The sequence below is a fragment of the Mycolicibacterium parafortuitum genome (assembly GCF_010725485.1).
Lineage (GTDB): Bacteria > Actinomycetota > Actinomycetes > Mycobacteriales > Mycobacteriaceae > Mycobacterium.
In genome coordinates this window covers 1,402,158-1,424,001 of sequence record NZ_AP022598.1, presented here as the reverse complement: position 1 = coordinate 1,424,001, position 21,844 = coordinate 1,402,158, and the positions used below count along the sequence as shown (strand labels likewise).

Here is a 21,844-nt window from a genome sequence, read left to right as displayed (position 1 = left end):
CGTCCGCGTTGATCCCATCCCCACCACTGAAAGAGAAGACATATGAGACTGGGCACAAAGATGTTCGCGGTCGCATCCGCCACCGCGCTGGGCCTGACGATGACCGCCTGCGGCGCCGGTGACCCCGGCGCGGGCAGCGACGCGTCCCGGATCGGCGTCACGGTGTACGACATGAGCTCGTTCATCACCGCGGGCAAAGAGGGCATGGAGGCCTACGCGAAGGACAACAACATCGAATTGGTCTGGAACTCCGCCAATCTCGACGTCTCCACCCAGGCCAGCCAGGTGGACTCGATGATGAACCAGGGTGTGGACGCGATCATCGTGGTTCCGGTGCAGGCCGATTCCCTCGGGCCGCAGGTCGCTGCGGCGAAGGCCAAGGGAATTCCGCTCATCCCGGTCAACGCGGCGCTCAACAGCCCCGACGTCGCTGCCAGCGTGCAGCCGGACGACGTGGCCGCCGGGGCACAGGAGATGCAGATGATGGCCGACCGACTCGGCGGCAGGGGCAACATCGTCATCTTGCAGGGCCCGCTCGGACAGTCCGGTGAACTCGACCGCAGCAAGGGCATCGAGCAGACCCTGGCCAAGTATCCCGATATCAAGGTGCTCGCCAAGGACACCGCGAACTGGAAGCGGGACGAGGCGGTCAACAAGATGAAGAACTGGATCTCCGGGTTCGGTCCGCAGATCGACGGGGTGGTCGCGCAGAACGACGACATGGGTCTGGGCGCGCTGCAGGCACTCAAGGAGGCCGGCCGGACGGGCGTGCCGATCGTCGGCATCGACGGTATCGAGGACGGGCTCAACGCGGTCAAGAGTGGCGAGTTCATCGGCACCTCGCTGCAGAACGGCACCGTGGAACTCGCGACGGGGCTGGCGGTGGCCAACGCGTTGGTCAAGGGCGAAGAGGTCGACACCAAGCCCGTCTACATCATGCCCGCCATCACCCCGGAGAACGTCGACGTCGCGATCGAGCACGTGGTCACCGGTAGGCAGCAGTTCCTCGACGGGCTCAGCGACCTGATCACGAAGAACCTCGAGACCGGCGACATCGCCTACGAGGGCATTCCGGGTCAGAAGCAGCCTTGAGCGAACGATCGAACATGTCGGTGACAGAGGTCGATTTCAACTTCCGCCTCGACGACAAGGTCGCCCTGGTGACCGGCGCAGCCGCCGGCATCGGGGCGGCCATCGCCGCGGCCTACGCCGGTAAGGGCGCTCGCGTCGCCGTCGTCGACCTCGACGAGGCCGGCGCCGTCGAGGCGGCCCGCGCCCTGCCCGGCGACAGTCACGGATTCCGTTGCGACGTAGCGGATCCCGATTCGGTCCGGACCGTCGTCGGCGCGGTGCTGGAGACGTTCGGCCGGATCGACATCCTGGTCAACTGCGCGGGCATCGTGGCGCTGGCCCCGGCGGAGGAACTGTCGGAGAAGGCGTGGGACGCGACCATCGACGTGAACCTGAAGGGCACGTTCCTGATGTGTCAGGCGGTCGGGGCCGCGATGCTGGAGGCCGGGGGCGGGGCCATCGTCAACCTGGCATCCCAGGCCGGCACCGTGGCACTCGATCAGCACGTCGCCTACTGCGCGTCGAAGTTCGGTGTGCTGGGGGTGACCAAGGTGCTCGCCTCCGAGTGGGGTCCGCGCGGGGTGCGGGTCAACACCATCTCGCCGACGGTGGTGCTCACCGAGCTCGGCCGCAAGGCGTGGGACGGTCCGCGGGGGGAAGAGATGAAGAAGCTCATCCCGACCGGGCGGTTCGCCTATCCGGACGAGATCGCCGCGGCGGCGGTGTATCTGGCCTCCGGTGCGGCCGGCATGGTCAACGGCGCGGATCTGCTGATCGACGGCGGGTACACCATCCGTTAGGTGAGCGGGCGCGCGAGCGCCCGCTCACTCGGCCCGCTCGGCCGCCCACATCCCGATCACGAACGCCGTCAAGTCGTTGTGCTGCAACGGGTCTCGGCCGGTGATCTCCTGGATGCGGGACAGTCGGTGGCGCACCGTGTTGGTGTGCAGGAACAGCTCCTTGGCCGTTTCGCTCAGCGAGGCGTTGCACGCGACGAACGTCCGCAGCGTCCGGACGTGCTGGGTGCCGCGCGAGCTGTCCAGCTCCGCGAGCGGGTCGATCAACAGCTGCCGGAACGGCGCGAGCTGCGCCAGCGGCAACTGCTCCAGCAGGCTCTCCAACGTGCTGAGCTGATCAGGCCCCACCCGGCCCCCGCGGTGTTCGGCCAAGCCCAGCGCGATGCGCGCCTGCGCGATCGCCGACCCGAGGTCGGGCAGCGGCACCGGCGCCGAATGCCCCGTCGGCAGCGCCAGGTCGTCGGTCACCTCGGCGGCGCCGACCGTCAGCATCAGGCACAGATCCGGGGCATCCCCGATCAACGCGTCCGGGAACGAGATCGACAACAGCGCGCCCGCACCGGCCGGCCACGCCGAGCACGCGATCTCCGCACCGAACCCGGGCCACTCCACCAACTGGCTCAACGCGTCCGGCAGCAGCATCCGGCGCTCCACCAGCGAGAGCAGCTGCCCGACCCGCTCCCGGGTCAGCGCCGCCTCGATGTCGCGCTCACCCTGCGCAGCACGTACGAACCGGGCGATCAGGTCCAGCAGCGCCGACTCCGGCCGCTCACCCCGGCCCATCCACACCAGCGTGCCCATCCCCGGCACCGGGACCGTCACCCCGGTGTCGTCCGCGCTGCCATCGGGCTCACGGCTGTCGTCGGGCTCAAGAAGGAAGTAGCACCCCAGCACCTGACCCGCCGCGTCCAGCAGTTGCCGGGGCGAGTCGTGCCGGCGCAGCGACATCAACAGTTCCGGGACCAGCGCGTTCGTTGCCCGCGCCACAGCGATCTCGTGGCCGAGCCGGAACTCCGCGACGAACCGGCTGATCACACTGAACGGCACCGACGGCGGCGCCACCAGCACCGGTAGGTCCTTGTGCCTGCACCGCTGCAGCAGCGCGGCAGGCACGGTGTCATGTCCGTCGCCGACGCCGAAACACACCCCCGCAGCCCCCGCGGAAACCAGCGCGTCGACGAACGTCGTGCAGTCACGCTCACTGTTCAGGCTGATGCCGACCGTGCACACCAACTCCCCGCCGCGCAGATACCGCGACGGATCCGGCATCTCGGTCGTGTGCACCCAGCTGATGGTCCGGCCCAGATCCTGGCCGCTGCCGCCGGGGACCGACAACCCCAACCCGGCGGTCTCCAGCAAATCGCGCAGTGTCGGGGCGACCGACTCCGCACGCTCCTCCGACACCCCGCGAGCGTAACGCGGGCGTCACACGCCGGCGCGCCTCCGTTGTGCGATCGTCCAATTGCGCACCCCCGCGACGGTGCGATTCTGGCGTCTTCACCGTCACGGCTGGCGTCACCTCACCCCGGCGTCGATAGTTCCAGCCATGTCGTCATTGGTCAGCCCGGCTGAGCAGCAGCCTCAGTTGCGCCGGGAGTTCTCGCTGGGATCGGCGTTCGCCTTCGCGTTCGCGTTCATCTCGCCCATCGTCGCCCTCTACGGAATCTTCGGCCTCGCCCTCTCGGCGGCCGGCCCCAGCTTCTGGTGGGGCTTCGCGCTGGTCTTCGCCGGACAGTTCCTGGTGGCGCTGGTGTTCGCGACCCTGGTGTCGCGGTGGCCGCTGGAGGGCTCGATCTACCAGTGGTCGCGCCGGCTGCTCGGTAGCACCTACGGCTGGTTCGCCGGCTGGGTCTACATGTGGACCCTGGTCATCGCGATGGCGACCGTCGCGCTCGGAGCGGCGGGCTTCGTCGCCAACATCGTCGGGATCGAGGAGCCCTCGGGTGGCACGCTCGCGCTGATCGCGCTGGTGATCCTGCTCTGCGGCACGGCGGTCAACCTGGTCGGGCGCCAGGCCCTGAAGATCTTCATGATCGGCAGCATCATCGCCGAGATCATCGGCTCCGTCGTGCTCGGCACCTGGCTGCTGGTGTTCCACCGGCACAACTCGCTGTCGGTGCTGTTCGAGGGCGGCGGCGCCGACCTCGACCTCGGCGCCTACCTCGGCGGCCCGTTCCTGCTCGCGGTCGCGTTCATCGGCTGGTCGTTCGTCGGCTTCGAGAGCGCCGGCTCGATCGCCGAGGAAGTGCACAACCCGCGCCGCGACCTGCCCAAGGCCGTGCTGTTCTCGATCGCGTTCATCGCACTCGTCGTCGGCTACTCGGCGCTGGCGATCATCCTGGCCATCCCCGACCTGGACGCGGTGGCCGAAGGCGCCGTCGCCGACCCGGTGTACGACACCCTGACCACCGCACTCGGTGCGGGCATCGCCAAGCCGGTCCAGGTGATGTTCGTGATCGGCTTCCTGGCCAGCTTCCTGGCGCTGCAGACCTCCGCGTCGCGCGTCATCTGGGCCTACGCCCGCGACGGTGCGCTGCCCGCCGCCGCCACGCTGGTCCAGTTGCGCGGCAAGGCCCGCATCCCGGTGGTCGCGATCCTGGTCACCACCGTCATCGGCGCCGCGCTGTTCCTGCTGAGCATCGTCGCCGGCGACATCTACTCGCTGATGGTGAACTTCACCGCGGGCGGCTTCTACCTGGCCTTCCTGTTCCCGCTGGTGGGCTTCCTGGTGGTGCTGCTGCGCAAGGCGTGGAAGCCCGGTGCGTTCTCGCTACGCGGCGCGACGATGCCGGTGGCCGTCGTCGCCGTGGTGTGGGCGGTGCTGCAGTTCCTCAACATCGCCTGGCCGCGTGTGGCTTTCGAGCAGCGCTACCTGGACTGGTCGGTGTGGATCGGTGTCGCGGTGCTGGGCGTCATCGGCGCGGCCCTGTACGCGAGCGTGAAATCCCGGATCTCCGCGCCTCAGGACGAGCCCGTACCGGCCGATGACTGACAAGGTCGCGTTGGTCACCGGCGGCGCCAGCGGTATCGGCGCCGCGGTGGTCGACGCACTCACCGCCCGTGGCTACCGGGTCGGATGCCTGGACCTGAACCCCGGCGCCGCCGAGAACAGCGCCGCCGCCGACGTTTCCGACGCCGACGCGGTGGCCCGCGCGGTCGCGAAGCTGCGTGCCGAGCTCGGAACGTTCGACGCCGTGGTGACCTCGGCCGGCTACTACGAGATGGCGCCGGTGTCCGACATCAGCGAGCACGCGTGGCGGCGGATGCTGCGGGTGCACCTCGGCGGCCTGGTCAACGTCGCGCGTGCGACGCTGCCGGACCTGACCGCGACGCGCGGATCGCTGGTAGCGGTGGCCAGCGAGCTTGCCGTCGGCGGCGGTGACGAAGACGCCCACTATGCGGCGGCGAAGGGCGCGATCCTCGGATTCGTGCGTAGCCTCGCCGCGGAGACAGCCGGCAGCGGGGTTCGGATCAATGCGGTCGCCCCCGGACCCACCGATACCCCGCTGCTGGCCCCCGACTCGCCCTGGCGCGCAGACGAATACCTGCAGACGCTGCCGCTGCGCCGGCTCACCACCCCGGCGGAGGTGGCCCGCTGCGTCGAATACCTGGTCTGCGACGCCACATTCAGCACCGGCGACGTCGTGAACGTGAACTCGGGAGCGGTGATTTGAGTACCGATCTGCGCGGCCGCGTGGCACTGGTGACCGGTGCGGCACAGGGCATGGGCGCCGCCCACGCACGCCGGCTCGCTCACGCCGGAGCGACGGTCGCGGTCAACGACCGCGAGCCCAGCGACGCGCTGACCGCGCTGGCCACCGAGATCGGCGGATTCACCGCCGCCGGCGACGTTTCCGACCCCGACCAGTGCCGGACCATCGCGGCGCACGTCGCGGCCATCGCCGGACGGTTGGACGTGCTGGTCGCCAACCACGCGTACATGACGATGGCGCCGCTGCTGGAGCACGACGACGCCGACTGGTGGAAGGTGGTGGACACCAACCTCGGTGGCACCTTCCACCTGATCCAGAGCGCGCTGCCGTACATGCGCGAAAACGGTGCGGGCCGCATCGTGGTGATCTCCAGCGAATGGGGCGTCACCGGCTGGCCGGAGGCCACCGCGTACGCCGCGTCGAAGGCCGGGTTGATCTCGCTGGTCAAGACCCTCGGCCGCGAACTGGCGCGTGAGCACATCATCGTCAACGCGGTCGCCCCCGGCGTGATCGACACCCCGCAGTTGCAGGTGGACGCCGACGCGGCCGGTGTCGCTCTGGACGAGATCCACCGCAGGTACGCCGAGGCGATCCCGCTGGCGCGCATCGGCAGCGCCGACGAGGTCTCCGCCGCGGTCGAACTGCTCGCCGACTTCAGTGTGGAAGCAATTGTGGGGCAAGTGATCTCGTGTAACGGCGGATCAACCCGAACCCGAGTATGAGCAAGGAGTATCCAGTGCAGATCGACCCGCGGATCCGTTCGGAGTCCGGCGTGCTCGGCCAGATCGACGCCCAGCAGGTGCCGCGCTACGCCGGGTTCGGCACGTTCGCACGGCTGCCACAGCTCCACGAGGTGGACGGCCACGACATCGCGGTGATCGGCGTGCCGTTCGACAGCGGCGTCACCTACCGTCCCGGTGCGCGGTTCGGGCCCGCCGCGATCCGGCAGGCGTCGCGCCTTCTCAAGCCGTACAACCCGGCGCTGGAGGTGACACCGTTCGCCTCCGCGCAGGTCGTCGACGCCGGCGACATCGCGGCCAACCCGTTCGACATCGACGCCGCCGTGAAGCAGATCAAGGCCGGCATCCTCGACCACGTCGGCACCCCGGGTCAGCGGTTCGTGCTGCTCGGCGGCGACCACACCATCGCGCTGCCCGCGCTGCAGGCGGCCAATGAGCTGCACGGCCCGGTGGCGTTGGTGCACTTCGACGCTCACCTCGACACCTGGGACACCTACTTCGGGGCGCCATGCACCCACGGCACCCCGTTCCGCCGCGCGTCGGAACAGGGTCTGATCGTGAAGGGACATTCGGCGCACGTCGGGATCCGGGGGTCGCTGTACGACGCGGCCGACCTGCTCGACGACGCCGAACTCGGCTTCACCGCGGTGCACTGCCGCGACATCGACCGCATCGGCGTCGACGGTGTGATCGAGCGGGTGCTCGAGCGTGTCGGCGACCATCCGGTCTACGTGTCGATCGACATCGATGTGCTGGACCCGGCGTTCGCGCCGGGCACCGGAACCCCCGAGATCGGTGGTATGACGAGCCGGGAGCTGGTCGCGGTGCTGCGCGCGATGCGCGCGCTGAACATCGTCGGCGCCGACGTCGTCGAGGTGGCGCCGTCCTACGACCACGCCGAGGTGACCGCGGTGGCCGCGGCGAACCTGGTCTACGAGCTGATCAGCCTTATGGTCATCTGATGGAGCAGGTGCGCTGGCCCGACGGGAAGTCCGCCGCCGCGGCGTTCACGTTCGACGTGGACGCCGAGTCGGCGGTGCTGTGGGGCAACGAGGCCGTCGGTGCCCGGATGAGTGTGATGAGCCACCAGGCCTACGGCCCGCTGGTCGGAATCCCGCGCATTCTGGATCTCCTTGAGCAGCACCAGATCCGGTCGACGTTCTTCGTTCCGGGGCATACCGCCGACCGCTACCCGGTTGCGGTGCGCAGCATCGTCGCGGCCGGTCACGAGATCGCCCACCACGGGTATCTGCACGAGCAGCCGACCGCGCTGACGCTCGAGGAGGAGATCGACGCGCTCGACCGCGGGCTTGCGGCGCTGGCCGACGTCGCCGGAGTGCGGCCGGTCGGATACCGCGCCCCGATGTGGGACCTGTCGTGGCGTACCCCGGCGCTGCTGGCCGAGCGGGGTTTTCTGTACGACTCCAGCCTGATGGACGCCGACCACCCCTACGAGCTGTCGATCAGACCCGGTGCGGACCAGTCGCTGGTCGAGATCCCGATCCAGTGGGCGCTCGACGACTGGGAGCAGTACTGCTACCTACCCGACATCTCCGGGAGCGGGCTGATCGAAAGCCCCCGCAAGGCACGGGAACTGTGGCAGCTGGAGTTCGACGCGCTTCGCGGTGTCGGCGGCTGCTGGGTGCTGACCAATCATCCGTTCCTGACCGGCCGGGCGTCCCGCGCCGCCGAGCTGGGGGCCTTGATGCGGTACGTGCTCGAGCACGACGACGTGTGGGTGGCCTCGCTGGAGCAGATCGCCGAACACGTTCGGACACTGGGGCTGCCGCAGCGCTCGATCACCCCGCCCGACGTCCCGCGCTAGGTCAGCCGCGGATCTCGTCGGTGATCTCCACGCCGCCGGTGTCACGGTGGTCGTTCATGTTGCGGCATTCGCCGAACACCACGACGGCGCCGCGGTCGGGATTGTTGCCGGGCCCGACGGTGGCCCACACGTTGCCCTTGTGCACGACGTCGCCGGCCGAATGCTGGCCGGGAGGCGGACCGGGTTCCCAACCCGGTTGCGCGGCAACGGCCGTCGCGATCTCGGTGCCGGCCGCCTGCCCGGTGCCGCCGGGCGGGACGACGAACGCGAGCTCGACCTTGGTGCGGAACGGCGGTTCGCCCTGGTCGTTGCACCATTCCCACTGCAGATTCGCGTAGGTGATGTCGAGGCCGGCTGCGTGCACGATCTCCCTGGCGGCGTCGACCACCTGTGCGCGCGACTCCTCGTCGGACAGCGGGCTCACCTTCGGATCGTTCTGAGCGGACATCTGCGAGCATCCTCCTATCGGGGCCGCCAGTGCGGTCAGTGCGGCGAGCACGGCCGCGGCGCGACGGCAGGCCGCGAGGGTCAGGGACAGGGTCAGGGGTACGGTCACTGTCGAATCACCTTCCCGGCCTGTTGAATTCGGGGTCGTAGATCACCGGTGTCTCGACCTCGACGTGGGGGAGTGGCACCTCGCCGAGGACCGGCAGGTCGACCTCACGCGGGGTGGACACCGTCATCTCGGTGCGCGGCTGGGCGAGCAGGTCCAGGTCGCCGAGCCGGTCGCCGTTGCCGGTGACGATCTCGGCCATGCTGCGCAGGGATTCGCTGCCCGGGGTGTAGTAGTACGAGTGGTCCCCGGGGTCGATCATGTCGGCGCCGGGCACCTCGGCGCGGAAGCGCGTCGCGCCGAAATCCTCGAACGCCGGGTCAGCGCCGAGGCCGGCGGTCGGACCGACCATCGAACCGAGGCTGTCGTTGATCTCGCCGGGCAGGGTGTTTCCCAGCTGGCCCAGCCAGCCGACCGGGTCGGTCGACGCGTCACCGATGTACACCTGGCCGCCGTCGACGCCGAAATCCGCTGCGCTCTGCGCGACGTCGGTGCCCGGGCTGCCGAGCAGGATCGCGTTGTCGGCCCGCATCCCGCTGTTGGCGAACGCGTCCGCGACGGTGGTCGACCCGTACGAGTGTCCGGCGACGGTGACATGCTGGCTCACGCCGGGGTCGTGAGTCACCTTGAGGCTGTTGACATCCCAGGCCAGCGCATCGCCGCCGGTGCGGGCCAGGCCGGCGGTGGCGATGTTCGGGTCGGTGAAGCTCTCCGGGGTGTTGTAGCCCATCCAGGACATCACCGCGGTCGGGTTTTGGGGATCGGCGAGCAGGGACTGGGTGTAGAGGTTGATGGCGTCGTTGTGGTTGTCGGACAGCCACCCGTCGCGGACGCTGGCGCTGGTGCCCGGGACGATCACCGCGGTGTTGACGGCTCTGTCCGGGTTGCCGATCGTGACCGCCGCGCGGCCCTTCCCGTCGAACGCCTGCGGGTCGTAGGCCCACAGCATGGTCGGGCGCCAGTTCTTGTCGGCGCGCTCCCGGTCGGTGATGTCGCTGTAGCGGCGGACCTCGCCGCCGGGGCCCGTGAGTTCGTTCTCGCCGGTCATCTGGTGCACCAGGCCCTCCTGGGTGCGCCTGGCGTTCTGGTAGCGCGTGACGTCGGAGGGCGAGAGTCCGTAGCGGGCCGGGTCGGCGGTGACCTGACCGGGGGCGACGCCTTGCCGGGCGGCGACGTTCTCGACCCGGTCGAGGTCGTCGTCCATCACCGCGACGTTGACCTGATCACGCACCTCGGCGGGAATCCCGTTGAGATTGCCCAGCATCGGCGGATGCTCGACGATGAGTTCCTGGCGCTGCGCGTCGGTCAGCGAATCCCACCACTGCTTGACCTCGCCGGGGTCGGTGTCCGGGGACGGCAGCCGCATCTGCTGCCCGCCGATCTGCACGGGCGGATTCGGGATGTCGACCCCGGCCGCCTGGTCGATCGCCGCGGCGGTGTTCTCGTCGAGGTCGGTGAACAACTGCAGCATCTTCTGCAGGAACCGGGTCAGGTTCTCGGCGATGCCGTCGAGCAGCGGGCCGATCAGCCACTGCTGGGCGGTGACGGTGCCGTCGTCGGAGACCGAGAATCCGAACCGTTCGGTCGAGGCCACCAGATCCAGCAGACCCTGGCGCAGCGCGCCCATCTGCAACCCGCCGTTGCGCAGTGCGGACTCCAGGTGCCCGAGCCGCATCGCGATCCGGTCCTGATGCGCGACATCCTTGAGTCCCGCATCGAGTGCGGCCTGCGCGGCGTCACCGGACCAGCGGCCCGACAGAAAGGACAGCGTCTCGCGCTCGCCGGCGGCGATCGTCTTCAGCGTCGCGTACCTGCGGCCCATCGCGTCGGCGGCCTCGACCAGGCGGTCCGGTTGCGAATCCCGCACCGTCGACACCGACACGGTCATGGTCCCTCCTCCGCAACCGATCGTTGCACATCGGTGACTCGGTGCGGCACCTCAGACGGCGGCACCGGCGTTACCCTGGGCGGATGAGCGGCGAACGGGTCCCCGGCGGGGTGGTCCACAAGCTGCCCGCCGACCTGCGCAGCGCACTCGTCGGGAACGCGACCGCGCTGGCGGCGTGGAAGGACATCACCCCGCTGGCGCGCAACGAGTTCATCTGCTGGGTGGAGGACGCCAAGCAGGACAAGACGCGGGAGCGACGGATCCGGCGCACCCAGGAGGAACTCGAAGAGGGTATGCGCAGGCCGTGCTGCTGGCCCGGTTGCAAGCACCGCGAGCGCACGGGCAAGCCCTAACGGTTGCGCGCGGTCTCCCGCCGGTTCGCTTTCACGATCGCGTCGACGAGTTCGGCCTTGGTCATCGTCGACCGGCCGGGGATCTCGAGCCGGCGCGCGACGTCGGCGAGGTGCTTCTTCGTCGAGTTGGCGTCGACGCCCTCGGCGCTCTCACCGGACGGGTTCGGTCCGCCGCTTTCGCTGCGCATCGCGCGGGATGTCAACCCTGCAGCACGCGAATGTCGCGATTCTCAGCCAAGCGAGTGCTGGCCGCAGGCCCAATCGCCTCGGTTGAGGATCCGCCCCGGCATCGGCGAACTGCCTCTCGACAGACGGGGACGTCCGCTCCGAAGTGTCAGCCCGCGGACGGGCCGGTCGCATCGCACGTGGATGAATTACTCAGCACGCGTGCTCAATCCATTGCAGCGGGGTGGTCGACCTTGCGCACCGACAGGCACAGCAGTGCCGCGATCGCGCACAGGCCCGCGGCCAGATAGAACGCCATGTCGTAGTCGCCGTGCATGTCCCGCAGCCAGCCCGCACCCGCGGCGGCCACCGCCGCGCCGAGTTGATGCGAGGCGAACACCCAGCCGAACACGATCGGCGCCTGGGCACCGAAGTAGTGGCGGCACAGCGCAATCGTCGGCGGCACCGTAGCCACCCAGTCCAGCCCGTAGAAGATGATGAACACCCAGGTGCCCGGCTCGGCCTGCGGGGAAAGCAGCGCGGGCAGCGCGACCAGCGACAGGCCCCGGCCTGTGTAGTAGATGACCAGCAGCACGCGAGGATCCACCCGGTCGGTCAGCCAGCCGGAGAACACCGTGCCCGCCACATCGAGGATGCCGACGACAGCCAGTAGCCCTGCGGCCACCGTGGTGGGCATGCCGTGGTCGTTGGCCGCGGGGATGAAGTGCGTGCCGATAAGGCCGTTGGTGGTCATCCCGCAGATCGCGAAGCTGCCCGCCAGCAGCCAGAAGGCGGGTACGCGCGCCCCCAGCAGCAGACCCGAGAACGCAGCCGTGAAGCTGCTGCCCGGCGGCCGCGGAACCGGTCCGGTGTCGACTCCGGGTTCCATGCCGTACCGGCCGAGTCCCTTGTCCTGAGGCCAGTTCCGCATCAGCAGCAGCACCGGCGGGATCACCGCCAGCGCGGCACCGGCCACCAGCAGGGAGGCCCATCGCCAGCCGTACTGTGTCGTCACCGCCGCCACCACGGGCAGGAAGATCAGCTGACCGGTGGCGCTGGCTGCGGTCAGTACACCGGTCACCAGCCCGCGCCGGGCCTCGAACCACCGCGTGGTGATGGTCGCGACGAACCCCATCGAGATGGCCCCGGTACCGGTGCCGACGAGCACCCCCCACAGCAGCACCAGCTGCCAGCTGGCGGTCATCAGCGCGCTCAACGCGCTTCCGGCCGCGATCATGCCGAGCGCGACGGTCAGGACCGGACGGACCCCGAAGCGGTCCATCAGCGCCGCGGCGAACGGCGCGGTGAGCCCGAACAGCGTCATGTTCACCGACATGGCCAGGCCCACCGTGCCGTGCGACCACCCGAATTCGGCGTGCAGTGGGTTCATCATCACGCCGGGCACTGAACGGAACCCGGCTGCGCCGAGCAGCGCGACGAAACTGACCGCCGCCACCACCCAGGCCCAATGCAGGCGGGCAGCCCGGTGCGGAGCACGTGCGGTGACGGTCACCGTTCGACTATGGCGTGCCGGGCGGCCACCGGACAGTGGCAAGTCTGCCGATAATCGTCAAAAACATGCCACGATGGGTGCATGGCGTCTCCTCACCGGGTCGCGGTGTTGCTGCTCGAACCCGTCATCGGGTTCGACGCCGCGATCGCCCCGACGCTGTTCGGCGCCGCCGTCGACGCGACCGGTGCGCCCCTCTACGAGGTCACCGTGTGCGGGCTGACCACCGGGTCCGTCTCGGCCAGTACCGGTTTCGGAATCGTTCCGCCGGCCGGTGCCGAAGCGCTGACGACCGCCGACACGGTGGTCATCCCGGGCACCCGGTATCCGCCGGCGCGGCTGCACGGCCGGCTCGACGAGGACGTGGCCACCGCGCTGGCAAGCGTCCCGGCCTCGGCGCGCAGGATGTCCATCTGCACCGGGGCGTTCGTGCTGGCCGCCGCGGGCGTGCTCGACGGACGGCCGGCCACCACCCACTGGCAGCACACCACGACGTTCAGCGGGCTCTATCCCCGGGTGCACCTCGATCCGAACGTGTTGTTCGTCGACGACGGCGACGTGCTGACCTCGGCGGGACTGGCCGCCGGTATCGACCTGTGCCTACATGTGATTCGCCGCGACCACGGCGCGCAGGTGGCCAACGCGGTGGCCCGCTACTGCGTGGTGTCGCCGTCGCGAGAGGGAGGGCAGGCGCAGTTCATCCAGACGCCGCTGCCCGCCGACGACGGTGCGTCGACGGCGGCTACGCGCAGCTGGGCGGGTGCGCATCTGCAGGAACCACTGACGATCCGCCGGCTTGCCGAGCATGCCGGGATGAGTCCGCGCACGTTCATCCGCCGATTCCAGGAGGAGACGGGGCAGCCGCCGGGGGAGTGGGTGCGCCGACGGCGTCTCGACCGGGCCCGCGAGTTGCTCGAGGTGCACGGATCCGAGCTCAGCGTCGACGAGGTGGCCCGCCTGTCCGGGCTCGGCTCGGGGGCGAACCTGCGTCATCATCTGCGCCGCGGTCTGGGGATGTCGCCGTCGAGTTACCGGAGGGCCTTCGCGGGCCCGTAGACCCCAGGTGCCCTCGCCGGTGACGGATCAGGTTGGGCGCGAGCGGTTTCCGCGACGAGACGAGCCAGCGCCGAGGCGCCAGGGCCGGATCGCGCATGGAAATCCGGTGTTAACACAAGCGCCATGGACGTGAAATACCGCCTTCCTACGGTTTCGATACGTGATCGAAACTAGCGATGAGGGGTCCCGACGATGACGCATGACGCGGCTGAGGCCGAGGTGCTGGGCAAGCAGTTGAAGGAGGACGGCGTGCGGTTCAGCATCGCCGCCTACACGGATCTGCACGGCAACATCAAGGGAAAGATGGTGCCGATCGACCACTTTCGGCAGATGTCGCAGGGCTCGGAGTTGTTCACCGGCGCGGCCCTGGACGGACTGCCGCAGGACGTCAGCGACGAGGAGCTCTCCGCGCACCCTGACCTGGACCGAGGCTTCGTGCTGCCGTGGCGCAAGGACGTCGCACTGTTCCTGTCCGACCTGTACGTCGGCGGCGAGCCGTTCGAGGCGTCCACGCGTAACACCCTGGGCCGTCAGATGAAGGCCGCCGAGGAGATGGGCTACCAGTTCAACCTCGGCGTCGAGACCGAGTTCTTCGTCCTGGAGGACGGGCCCAAGGGTCCGAGCACCCTCAGCGAGCGCGACACGCTGGAGAAGCCCTGCTACGCGGTCCCTTCCCTGCTCGACAACCTGGGTTGGCTCGACGAGCTTGTCGAGTACATGAACGAACTCGGTTGGGACGTCTACTCGTTCGACCACGAGGACGCTCAGGGCCAGTTCGAGATCGACTTCGCCTACGCAGACGGGCTGTCGATGGCCGACCGCGTGGTGTTCTTCCGCATGATGGCCAACGAGGTCGCCCGCAAGCACGGCGCCTACGTCTCCTTCATGCCCAAGCCGTTCGCCGACCGCACCGGATCAGGCGCGCATTTCAACATGTCGATGGCCGGTCTGGACAGCGGCCTCAACGCCTTCGAGTCCTCCGACGACCCGCGCAACGCCGGCCTCAGTGAGATCGGCTATCACTTCGCGGCCGGGATCGTCCGGCACGCCGCGGCGATCTGCGCGGTCATCGCGCCCACGGTGAACAGCTACAAGCGCCTGGTTCGCCAAGGCAGCATGTCGGGATCGACGTGGGCGCCGATCTTCGCCAGCTGCGGCAACAACAACCGCACCAACATGCTGCGCATCCCGCTCGGCGGCGGCCGGATCGAGTGCCGCGCAGTGGATTCGGCGGCCAACCCGCACCTCGCGGCAGCCATGCTGCTGGCCGCGGGACTGGAAGGCGTGCGCGAGAAGCTGGAGCTGGAGCACTTCCACACCGAGAACCTCTACGAGGTTGACCCCGTCGAGTACCAGAAGCGCGGCGTGGCACTGCTGCCGCGCACGCTCGAGGAGGCGGTGGACGCGTTCGAGGCCGACCCGTTCACCAAGGAGGTGTGCGGCGAGAAGCTCTGGAAGTCGTTCATCGATTACAAGCGCGACGAATGGACCTCCTACACCACGGCGGTGACCGACTGGGAGCGCAATCGCTACCTGAAGTTCTTCTGAGCCGGCCACCCCGGCCCCGACAACCCGACGACGAAGGCAGGTGAGATGACCGACCAGGACTGCGGCACCAGGAATCAGCTTGCCCTACAGGGATTCTCGCTGGCGTCGGGTGGTGAGCTGCCCGACGCGCAGGTCAGCTTCCGCACCTACGGGTCGCTGTCGGCCAGCGGCGACAACGCGGTGCTGTTGTTCACCTACTACACCGGTGACGACCTCAGCTACCAGCCGTGGATCGGGCCGGGACGCCCACTCGATCCCGCTGACCACTTCGTGGTCGTGGTCGACCACTTCGGGAACGGGGTGTCGACGTCACCGTCGACGTCGGCGGGCACCCCGTTTCCCGAGTTGCGGTTGGGCGACAGCGTGCGTGCGGCGGAGCTCGTCCTCGACAGCCTGGGCGTGAAGGACCTGCGCCTGGTCGCGGGATGGTCGTTGGGCGGCATGCAGTCGCTGGAGTTCGCGGCCCGCTACCCCGACCGGGTGTCCGCGGTGTACGCGCTCTGCTCGGCGGCGCGCTGCTCGCCGATCAACCAGGTGTTCCTCGACTCGGTCAGCGCCACACTGACCGGCGGCGATGCCACGCGGGAACAGCTCGACGCGTTCGGCCGGGTCTATGCCGGCTGGGCCTACTGCGAGCAGTTCTTCGCCGACGAGGTGTACCGGGAGTTGGGGTACTCCAGTCCGGCCGACGTGGTCGCGCGCTGGGGCGAGGATCACCAGGGCATGCACGCCGGAGATCTGTTGGCCGCGCTGAAGATGTGGCGAGCCGCCGACGGCGATCTGGACACGGTGGGGCAGCGGCTCGGCCGCATCACTGCCCGCACCGTGCTGATGCCCTCGGTGACCGACACCTACTTCACCGTCGCCGAGAACGCCCTCGAGGTGGCCTGGCTCCCCGACGGGGAGATGCGGCCTCTGGTGTCACCGCTCGGGCATATCGCGGGACGGCCCGGGATCCGCGCCGAAGAACAGGACGAGGTCGACGCTTGCCTGCGCGAGCTACTCAAGACCTCGTGACATCACACATTTCACACCGAAGCACACAGCGAATCAGAGCAGGAGAACCAGGCGAGTGTCACTCAACGTCGTAGTCGCGGGTCTGCCCAAGGCGGTCCAGAACCCCGAGAATCCCGACGAGGGAATCTGGCTGACCCAGGAACAGAAGGACAGGATCACCGGGGTCGCCGAAGACGTGTGGCTGGAACACATCCCGGTCTCGGAGCTCAACGCCGGCAAGGCGCCGCAGCGTCCGCCGCACGCGATCATGGTCGAGACCAGCGGCTCGAAGAAGGAGATCGAGATCGAGCAGGGCATCCTGAAGATGCCCGGGCTTGAGCAGCTGTTCAACCCGGATCTCAAACTGCTGCAGTCGATGAGCGCGGGCGCCGAGCACCTGGTGGGCATCATGCCTGAGGGCGTGGTGCTGGCCAACGCGTCCGGGGTGGCGGCCAACGCCATCGCCGAGACCGTGATCGCCGGCATCCTCGCGCAGGCGAAGATGCTGCGGGAGCGCTGGGACAACCAGGCCGCGCGGGAGTGGAAGGAACTGCCGGCCCGTGAGCTGGCCGGCTCCACGATGACGGTGCTGGGCACCGGCAGCATCGGGGCGCGGACGGCGACGATCGCGCGGGTGCTGGGCATCCGGACGATCGGTGTCAACCGCAGCGGCAAGCCGGTCGACGGCTTCGACGAGACGGTCGCCACCGCCGAATTGCTCGACGCGCTGGCGCAATCCGACTACCTGGTGATCGCCGCGCCGCTGACCCCGGCCACCCGCGGCCTGATCGACGCGAAGGCCTTGGCAGCGCTCAAGCCCGGCGGATGGGTCGCCAACGTCGCCCGCGGCGCGATCCACGACGCCGACGCGCTCACCGACGCCCTCGAGCGCGGGCATCTGTCCGGCGCGCTGATCGACTGCCACGTCAACGAACCGCTGCCCGCCGACGATCCGCTGTGGAAAGCGCCGGGCGCCATGGTGTTCCCGCACGACTCGCACGCCTCGCAGTTGCTCGGCGACCGGCAGGTGGACGTGTTCGTCGACAACCTGCAGCGGCTGGTCGAGGGTCGGGAGTTCCGCAATGTCGTCGACCTGACCCTCGGGTACTGAGGAGTGTGACCATGAACATCGGATTCATCGGACTCGGCGTGATGGGCGAGCCCATGGCCGGCCATCTGGTCGACGCCGGCCACGAGGTGGTGGTCTTCAACCGATCCCGCGCGAAGGTCGAGGCGCTCGAGGCCCGGGGTGCGGTCGGCGGCACCAGCCCCGGCCATGTCGGGGAGAAGGCGGACGTCGTCATCACGATGCTGCCCGACTCGCCCGAGGTCGAGGAGGTGCTGTTCGGTGACGCGGGCGTGGTGTCCACACTGCGGCCCGGTTCGCTGGTGATCGATTGCAGCACAATCTCTCCCGAGGCCGCGGTGGCGATCGCCGCTCGGCTGGCCGAGCACGACATCGCGTTCGTGGACGCGCCCGTCAGCGGCGGGGACGTCGGCGCCAAAGCCGGGACGCTCGCGGTGATGATGGGCGGCGACGCGGACGCGGTGCGCCGCGCCGGCGAGGTGCTCATGGCGGTGGCGGCCACGCTGATGCACGTCGGCCCGGCCGGGTCGGGGCAGCTCGTGAAGGCGGCCAACCAGATGCTGGTGGCGGGCAACCTCGCTCTGGTGGGTGAGGCGGTGACGCTGCTGCAGCGCACCGGGGTCGACATCGACGCGGCGCTGGCCGTGCTCGGCGGCGGACTGGCCGCCAGCAAGGTGCTGGAGGTGAAGGCGCCGAAGATGCTGGCTCGCGATTTCACCCCCGGCTTCCGGCTGGACCTGCACCACAAGGACCTCAAGATCGCCCTCGCCGCGGCCGAACGGGCGCAGATCGCGGTGCCGCTGACCGGTGTCATCACCCAGCTGGTGCAGGCGCTGCGCTCGGCCGGCGACGGCGGGCTCGACCACAGCGCCCTGATCAAGGCGCTCGAGCGACTGAGCGGAGCGTCCCCGGACGACCGCTGATCCGCGACGACGCGGGATCGCCCAGCCCACAAGACATATCGGAAGGAACAGAAGTCGTGCCAACAGCATTGATCTGTGGCGGCGGAGTAGCGGGGCTCTCGTCCGCCCTGCACCTGAAACAGAAGGGCTGGCAGGTCCAGATCTTCGAAAGTGACAGCGAACTCCGCACTGCCGGTGTGGGACTCAACATCTGGCCGAACGGGGTGCGGGTGATCGACGGCCTCGGGCTGGGCGGGCAGTTCCGGTCGTTCGCCGCCGCGATGGACCGGTGGTGGGCCCTCGACAGCGACGGCACCATGACTTCCGATGTCGACGTGAGCCCGTGGCCGCAGGAACTGGGCGCGCCGGTCACCGGGGCACGCAGGCGCCGGCTGAATGCGATGCTCGCCGACGCGCTCGAGCCGGGCGAGATCGCGTTCGACACCACGGCGGTGGGATACAGCCAGACCGACGATTCAGTGACCGTGCACTTCGAGGACGGCCGCAGCGCCGACGGTGATGTGCTGCTGGGCGCCGACGGCATCGGGTCGCGGATCCGCAACGCCATGCTCGGGGCGGCGCCCCAGTTCACCGACGAGGGAATCGTGCGCTGGCGCGGGGTGTTCCCGACCGCCGAGGCCGGCGTCCCGGGCAACGTGCAGGCCGACGTGTACGGCGCCGAAGGGCATTTCGGCTGGATCCCGATCGACGCGACCCACGCCTACTGGTACGGCTCCATCGGCGGGCTGTCCACGTTCGACGAGTTCCGCGCCGTCTATGACACGTGGACCGAGACGCCGGTGCCACGGATCATCGCCTGTACCGAACCGGAATCCATCATCGGCCGCGAGATCGGGCACTACCGCGACCATCTGCCGCGCTGGGTGGACGGCCGGGTCACGCTGATCGGCGACTCCGCGCACCCGATGTATCCCGGGATGGCCCAGGGCGCCAACCAGGCGCTGATCGACGGGCAGGTCCTGGCCCAGCGCCTCGACGAGCACGACGACGTCCGCGCGGCGTTGCAGGTGTTCGAGCAGGAGCGGATTCCGATCGCCAACAAGATGGTGGACTACTCCCGACTGCACTTCGACTACGAGCGCACCCGCAAGGAATACCGATCCGGTGTGGGCAACCTGCAGATCAACCGGTACCTGGAGTTCGAATCATGACCGCAGTCACCGCGATGACGCTTCCAACTGACCGCCGAGGAAGGCCCCGCCGCCTCCCCTCGTTCGCGCTCGACGGACGCCTGCTGACGGTGGTGTTCATCGTCGGCCTGATCGGCCTGCAGGAGATCCTCACCCGCACAGACGTGTTGCCTTCCGGCTACTTTCCGCCGGCCAGCCAGATCGCGGAGGCGTTCGTCACCGAGCTGACCGGCACGGCGATGGTCTCGGCGCTGTGGCAGACGATGAGCACCTGGCTGCTCGCGCTGGGCATCGCGGTCGTGTTGGGCACCGCGGCGGGGATCATGCTCGGTCTCCTCACTCCGCTGGAGGCGCTGCTGAGGCCGGTCATCGAGTTCCTCCGGCCGGTGCCGTCGGTGGCGCTGATCCCGCTGGTGGTCCTGACCATCGGCACCGGGTCCCAGAGTGCGCTGTTCCTGGCGGTGTTCGCCGCGTTCTGGCAGGTGCTGGTGCCGGCGATCGCCGGTGTGCGGGCCGCGCATCCGGTAGGGCTGGAGACCGCCCGCAGTTACCACCTGACGACCTGGCAGAAGATCCGCTGGATCCAGCTGCCCAGCATGTTGCCGTACCTGACGACCGCGATCCGGCTGGCCACCTCGACGACGCTGATCCTGGTGGTGACCGCCGAGATCATCATCCAGATGCCCGGTATCGGCTACGAGATCACGATGTCGCGATCGGCCGGAAACCCCGCCCGCATGTACGCCTTCATCGTGCTGAGCGGGCTGGCCGGGATCGCGCTGAACGCGCTGATGCGCCGGTTGGAGAACAAGGTGCTGTCGGCACAGGGACTGGGGGATACGCGATGACGACGTTGATGGCGGTCTCCACGACCGGGCGCGGCCGCGCGGTGCTCGGCGTGATCGGTGCCTTCGGCGCGCTGGCGGCGTGGTTCGTGCTGTCGGCCAACAGCGGGACCGCGTACTTCCCCGCGCTGTCGGCGATCATCGCCGAGGCCGGCGAGTACTGGACCACGCCGGAGGGACTGTCCAACATCCAGGCCAGCCTCACCACGCTGGGCGCGGGCTTGACCATCGCGATCGTCGTCGGGGTCGCGGTCGGGCTGGTGGTCGGCCAGCTCCCGATCATCGAGCGCATGGTGTCGCCGACCCTGGAGTTCGCCCGCGCGATCCCGAGCACGGCGCTGATCCCGTTCGCGATGATGCTGTTCGGCGTCAGCCCGGAGATGAAGATCTTCCTGATCGCGCTGGGCTGTGTGTGGCCGGTGCTGCTCAGCACGGCCGACGGTGCTCGCCGCCTGGACGCGACGATGATCGCCTCGGCACGGGCGTTCAACATCACCGGGATGCAGCGCCAGATCTACGTGGTGCTGCCCGCGGTGCTGCCCCGGGTGCTCGTCGGGGTGCGGATCGCCATCCCGCTCAGCCTGATCCTGATGGTAACCAGCGAGATGGTCGGCGCCCAAAAGGGATTGGGCTTCGTCATCACCCAGGCGCAGGCGACGTTCCAGCTGCTGACGATGTGGTCGGGGATCCTGGTGCTGGGCATTCTCGGGTTCCTCATGACCTTCCTCTACTCGATGGTCGAACGCCGGTTGCTGCGGTGGAGCGACCCGCGGCGCTCCGACACTCGCTGACCCCCAGGCTCCCGTCCGCTCCACATGTGAAAGGCAGTGCCCGATGCTCGTCGTTTCAAGCCTCGAGAAGACCTACCCCGGCAAGGGCGGCGGATTCACCGCCGTCGCCGACATGTCCTTCACCGTGCGGGAGGGCGAGCTGTTCAGCATCGTCGGCCCGTCAGGTGCGGGAAAGACCACGCTGCTGCGCTGTGTGGCCGGACTCGACCAGCCGACCAGCGGCTCGGTGACGTTCAACGGCCAGCGGGTGGACGGACCGCCCGCCAATTTCGCGGTGGTGTTCCAGGACTATGCCCGCTCGCTGTTCCCGTGGATCACCGTCGCGAAGAACGTCGAGCTGCCGCTGATGAAGAAGGGCATCAGCACCGGTGAGCGCCGGACCCGGGTCGAGCGGGCACTGGCCGAGGTCGGGCTGGCCGACGCGGCGCACAAGAAACCGTTTCAGCTGTCCGGCGGGATGCAGCAGCGCGTCGCGATCGCGCGGGCCATCGCCTACCGTCCGGCGGTGCTCATCATGGACGAGCCGTTCGCGTCGGTCGATGCGCAGACCCGCGCCGATCTGGAGGACCTGCTGCTGCGGGTGCGCGACGAGACCGGAACCACCGTCCTGTTCGTCACCCACGACGTCGACGAGTCGGTGTATCTGAGCAACCGGGTCGCGATCGTGACGCGCTCGCCGAGCTGTGTCGCCGAGGTCGTCGACATCGATCTGCCGGATAGCCGGGATCAGATCGAGACCAAGTCCCTGCCCGAGTTCGCGCACCTGCGCGCCCATGTGTTCAGCCGTATCCGCGAGATGGTCCGCAACGACGCGGCCCTCGCCACCACCTGACGCCAAAGAGATCGGAGAACA

The 21,844-nt window shown here is 69.0% G+C and carries 21 protein-coding genes and 1 pseudogene; 17 read left to right on the top strand and 5 right to left on the bottom strand.

The genetic code is table 11. The features are described 5' to 3' along the window. The first annotated feature begins 42 nt into the window (after positions 1-42). Together NTM_RS06675 and NTM_RS06670 are read left to right on the top strand one after the other, a co-directional pair. On the top strand, positions 43-1,092 hold the full coding sequence (locus NTM_RS06675) for a substrate-binding domain-containing protein (protein ID WP_104864405.1): 1,050 nt from the start codon (positions 43-45) through the stop codon (positions 1,090-1,092). A gap of 14 nt (positions 1,093-1,106) precedes the next feature. Further along, complete coding sequence (locus NTM_RS06670; RefSeq protein WP_104864404.1) at positions 1,107-1,871, top strand: SDR family oxidoreductase; 765 nt, start codon at positions 1,107-1,109, stop codon at positions 1,869-1,871. A gap of 24 nt (positions 1,872-1,895) precedes the next feature. On the opposite strand, the gene NTM_RS06665 is transcribed toward NTM_RS06670, so the two are convergent. Then, on the bottom strand, positions 1,896-3,272 hold the full coding sequence (locus NTM_RS06665) for a PucR family transcriptional regulator (RefSeq protein ID WP_104864403.1): 1,377 nt from the start codon (positions 3,270-3,272) through the stop codon (positions 1,896-1,898). 142 nt (positions 3,273-3,414) lie between these two features. Here NTM_RS06665 and NTM_RS06660 point away from each other — a divergent pair, with 142 nt between their 5' ends. The 5 genes from NTM_RS06660 to NTM_RS06640 are packed head-to-tail and all read left to right on the top strand — an operon-like array spanning position 3,415 to position 8,146. After that, positions 3,415-4,860, top strand: coding sequence for an APC family permease (locus tag NTM_RS06660; RefSeq protein ID WP_163765846.1), 1,446 nt, complete (start codon positions 3,415-3,417; stop codon positions 4,858-4,860). Further along, complete coding sequence (locus NTM_RS06655; protein ID WP_104864401.1) at positions 4,853-5,542, top strand: SDR family NAD(P)-dependent oxidoreductase; 690 nt, start codon at positions 4,853-4,855, stop codon at positions 5,540-5,542. Before NTM_RS06660 ends, NTM_RS06655 begins: the two co-directional genes overlap by 8 nt. Further along, entirely contained in the window at positions 5,539-6,303 is a 765-nt protein-coding gene (locus NTM_RS06650) for an SDR family NAD(P)-dependent oxidoreductase (RefSeq protein ID WP_104864400.1), read from the top strand. The genes NTM_RS06655 and NTM_RS06650 overlap by 4 nt, the downstream gene beginning before the upstream one ends. Beyond that, complete coding sequence (speB, locus tag NTM_RS06645; protein ID WP_179963899.1) at positions 6,300-7,283, top strand: agmatinase; 984 nt, start codon at positions 6,300-6,302, stop codon at positions 7,281-7,283. The genes NTM_RS06650 and speB overlap by 4 nt, the downstream gene beginning before the upstream one ends. Next, positions 7,283-8,146 (top strand): polysaccharide deacetylase family protein, encoded by an 864-nt coding sequence (locus tag NTM_RS06640; RefSeq protein WP_163765845.1) that lies wholly within the window; start codon positions 7,283-7,285, stop codon positions 8,144-8,146. The genes speB and NTM_RS06640 overlap by 1 nt, the downstream gene beginning before the upstream one ends. 1 nt (position 8,147) lies before the next feature. Here NTM_RS06640 and NTM_RS06635 read toward each other — a convergent pair whose 3' ends face one another. After that, the gene (locus NTM_RS06635; RefSeq protein WP_232079634.1) at positions 8,148-8,702 is read right to left on the bottom strand and encodes a lipoprotein LppJ family protein; all 555 of its coding nucleotides are present in this window, start codon (positions 8,700-8,702) and stop codon (positions 8,148-8,150) included. Between the two features lie 7 nt (positions 8,703-8,709). Continuing rightward, entirely contained in the window at positions 8,710-10,587 is a 1,878-nt protein-coding gene (locus tag NTM_RS06630; protein WP_163765844.1) for an alpha/beta hydrolase, read from the bottom strand. 83 nt (positions 10,588-10,670) lie between these two features. Here NTM_RS06630 and NTM_RS06625 point away from each other — a divergent pair, with 83 nt between their 5' ends. Then, entirely contained in the window at positions 10,671-10,940 is a 270-nt protein-coding gene (locus NTM_RS06625) for a YdeI/OmpD-associated family protein (RefSeq protein WP_083142717.1), read from the top strand. Here NTM_RS06625 and NTM_RS06620 read toward each other — a convergent pair. Further along, positions 10,937-11,125: pseudogene (locus tag NTM_RS06620) on the bottom strand (Rho termination factor N-terminal domain-containing protein); the annotation flags it as partial. The gene NTM_RS06625 and the pseudogene NTM_RS06620 overlap by 4 nt on opposite strands. Before the next feature lie 206 nt (positions 11,126-11,331). Further along, positions 11,332-12,618, bottom strand: a complete 1,287-nt coding sequence (locus NTM_RS06615) for an MFS transporter (RefSeq protein ID WP_163765842.1) — start codon at positions 12,616-12,618, stop codon at positions 11,332-11,334. An 81-nt stretch (positions 12,619-12,699) separates the two neighbouring features. Between NTM_RS06615 and NTM_RS06610 the strand changes: the two genes are divergently transcribed. The 9 genes from NTM_RS06610 (at position 12,700) to NTM_RS06570 (ending at position 21,823) form a co-directional block, all read left to right on the top strand. Continuing rightward, complete coding sequence (locus NTM_RS06610; protein ID WP_163765841.1) at positions 12,700-13,671, top strand: GlxA family transcriptional regulator; 972 nt, start codon at positions 12,700-12,702, stop codon at positions 13,669-13,671. A gap of 192 nt (positions 13,672-13,863) precedes the next feature. Next, the gene (glnT, locus tag NTM_RS06605) at positions 13,864-15,219 is read left to right on the top strand and encodes a type III glutamate--ammonia ligase (RefSeq protein WP_163765840.1); all 1,356 of its coding nucleotides are present in this window, start codon (positions 13,864-13,866) and stop codon (positions 15,217-15,219) included. 45 nt (positions 15,220-15,264) lie between these two features. Next, positions 15,265-16,236 carry an alpha/beta fold hydrolase gene (locus NTM_RS06600; RefSeq protein ID WP_163765839.1) on the top strand — a complete coding sequence of 324 codons (972 nt, stop codon included), beginning with the start codon at positions 15,265-15,267 and terminating at the stop codon, positions 16,234-16,236. Positions 16,237-16,291: 55 nt separating this feature from the next. Next, positions 16,292-17,326 carry a D-2-hydroxyacid dehydrogenase gene (locus tag NTM_RS06595; protein ID WP_163765838.1) on the top strand — a complete coding sequence of 345 codons (1,035 nt, stop codon included), beginning with the start codon at positions 16,292-16,294 and terminating at the stop codon, positions 17,324-17,326. Between the two features lie 11 nt (positions 17,327-17,337). Next, on the top strand, positions 17,338-18,225 hold the full coding sequence (locus tag NTM_RS06590; RefSeq protein ID WP_163765837.1) for an NAD(P)-dependent oxidoreductase: 888 nt from the start codon (positions 17,338-17,340) through the stop codon (positions 18,223-18,225). Between the two features lie 56 nt (positions 18,226-18,281). After that, positions 18,282-19,376, top strand: coding sequence for an FAD-dependent oxidoreductase (locus tag NTM_RS06585; RefSeq protein ID WP_232079633.1), 1,095 nt, complete (start codon positions 18,282-18,284; stop codon positions 19,374-19,376). Beyond that, on the top strand, positions 19,373-20,203 hold the full coding sequence (locus tag NTM_RS06580) for an ABC transporter permease (RefSeq protein ID WP_163765836.1): 831 nt from the start codon (positions 19,373-19,375) through the stop codon (positions 20,201-20,203). Before NTM_RS06585 ends, NTM_RS06580 begins: the two co-directional genes overlap by 4 nt. Further along, positions 20,200-20,991: an ABC transporter permease gene (locus tag NTM_RS06575; protein ID WP_163765835.1), complete on the top strand. Its 792-nt coding sequence runs from the start codon at positions 20,200-20,202 to the stop codon at positions 20,989-20,991. The genes NTM_RS06580 and NTM_RS06575 overlap by 4 nt, the downstream gene beginning before the upstream one ends. A gap of 43 nt (positions 20,992-21,034) precedes the next feature. Beyond that, positions 21,035-21,823 (top strand): ABC transporter ATP-binding protein, encoded by a 789-nt coding sequence (locus NTM_RS06570; protein WP_163765834.1) that lies wholly within the window; start codon positions 21,035-21,037, stop codon positions 21,821-21,823. Positions 21,824-21,844 lie beyond the last annotated feature (21 nt).

Bases quoted from the DNA above. Each gene is read 5' to 3' on its own strand.
- NTM_RS06675 (WP_104864405.1), top strand. From the start codon at position 43: ATGAGACTGGGCACAAAGATGTTCGCGGTCGCATCCGCCACCGCGCTG.
- NTM_RS06670 (WP_104864404.1), top strand. From the start codon at position 1,107: ATGTCGGTGACAGAGGTCGATTTCAACTTCCGCCTCGACGACAAGGTC.
- NTM_RS06660 (WP_163765846.1), top strand. From the start codon at position 3,415: ATGTCGTCATTGGTCAGCCCGGCTGAGCAGCAGCCTCAGTTGCGCCGG.
- NTM_RS06655 (WP_104864401.1), top strand. From the start codon at position 4,853: ATGACTGACAAGGTCGCGTTGGTCACCGGCGGCGCCAGCGGTATCGGC.
- speB (WP_179963899.1), top strand. From the start codon at position 6,300: ATGAGCAAGGAGTATCCAGTGCAGATCGACCCGCGGATCCGTTCGGAG.
- NTM_RS06640 (WP_163765845.1), top strand. From the start codon at position 7,283: ATGGAGCAGGTGCGCTGGCCCGACGGGAAGTCCGCCGCCGCGGCGTTC.
- NTM_RS06630 (WP_163765844.1), bottom strand. From the start codon at position 10,587: ATGACCGTGTCGGTGTCGACGGTGCGGGATTCGCAACCGGACCGCCTG.
- NTM_RS06625 (WP_083142717.1), top strand. From the start codon at position 10,671: ATGAGCGGCGAACGGGTCCCCGGCGGGGTGGTCCACAAGCTGCCCGCC.
- NTM_RS06610 (WP_163765841.1), top strand. From the start codon at position 12,700: ATGGCGTCTCCTCACCGGGTCGCGGTGTTGCTGCTCGAACCCGTCATC.
- glnT (WP_163765840.1), top strand. From the start codon at position 13,864: ATGACGCATGACGCGGCTGAGGCCGAGGTGCTGGGCAAGCAGTTGAAG.
- NTM_RS06600 (WP_163765839.1), top strand. From the start codon at position 15,265: ATGACCGACCAGGACTGCGGCACCAGGAATCAGCTTGCCCTACAGGGA.
- NTM_RS06590 (WP_163765837.1), top strand. From the start codon at position 17,338: ATGAACATCGGATTCATCGGACTCGGCGTGATGGGCGAGCCCATGGCC.
- NTM_RS06580 (WP_163765836.1), top strand. From the start codon at position 19,373: ATGACCGCAGTCACCGCGATGACGCTTCCAACTGACCGCCGAGGAAGG.
- NTM_RS06575 (WP_163765835.1), top strand. From the start codon at position 20,200: ATGACGACGTTGATGGCGGTCTCCACGACCGGGCGCGGCCGCGCGGTG.
- NTM_RS06570 (WP_163765834.1), top strand. From the start codon at position 21,035: ATGCTCGTCGTTTCAAGCCTCGAGAAGACCTACCCCGGCAAGGGCGGC.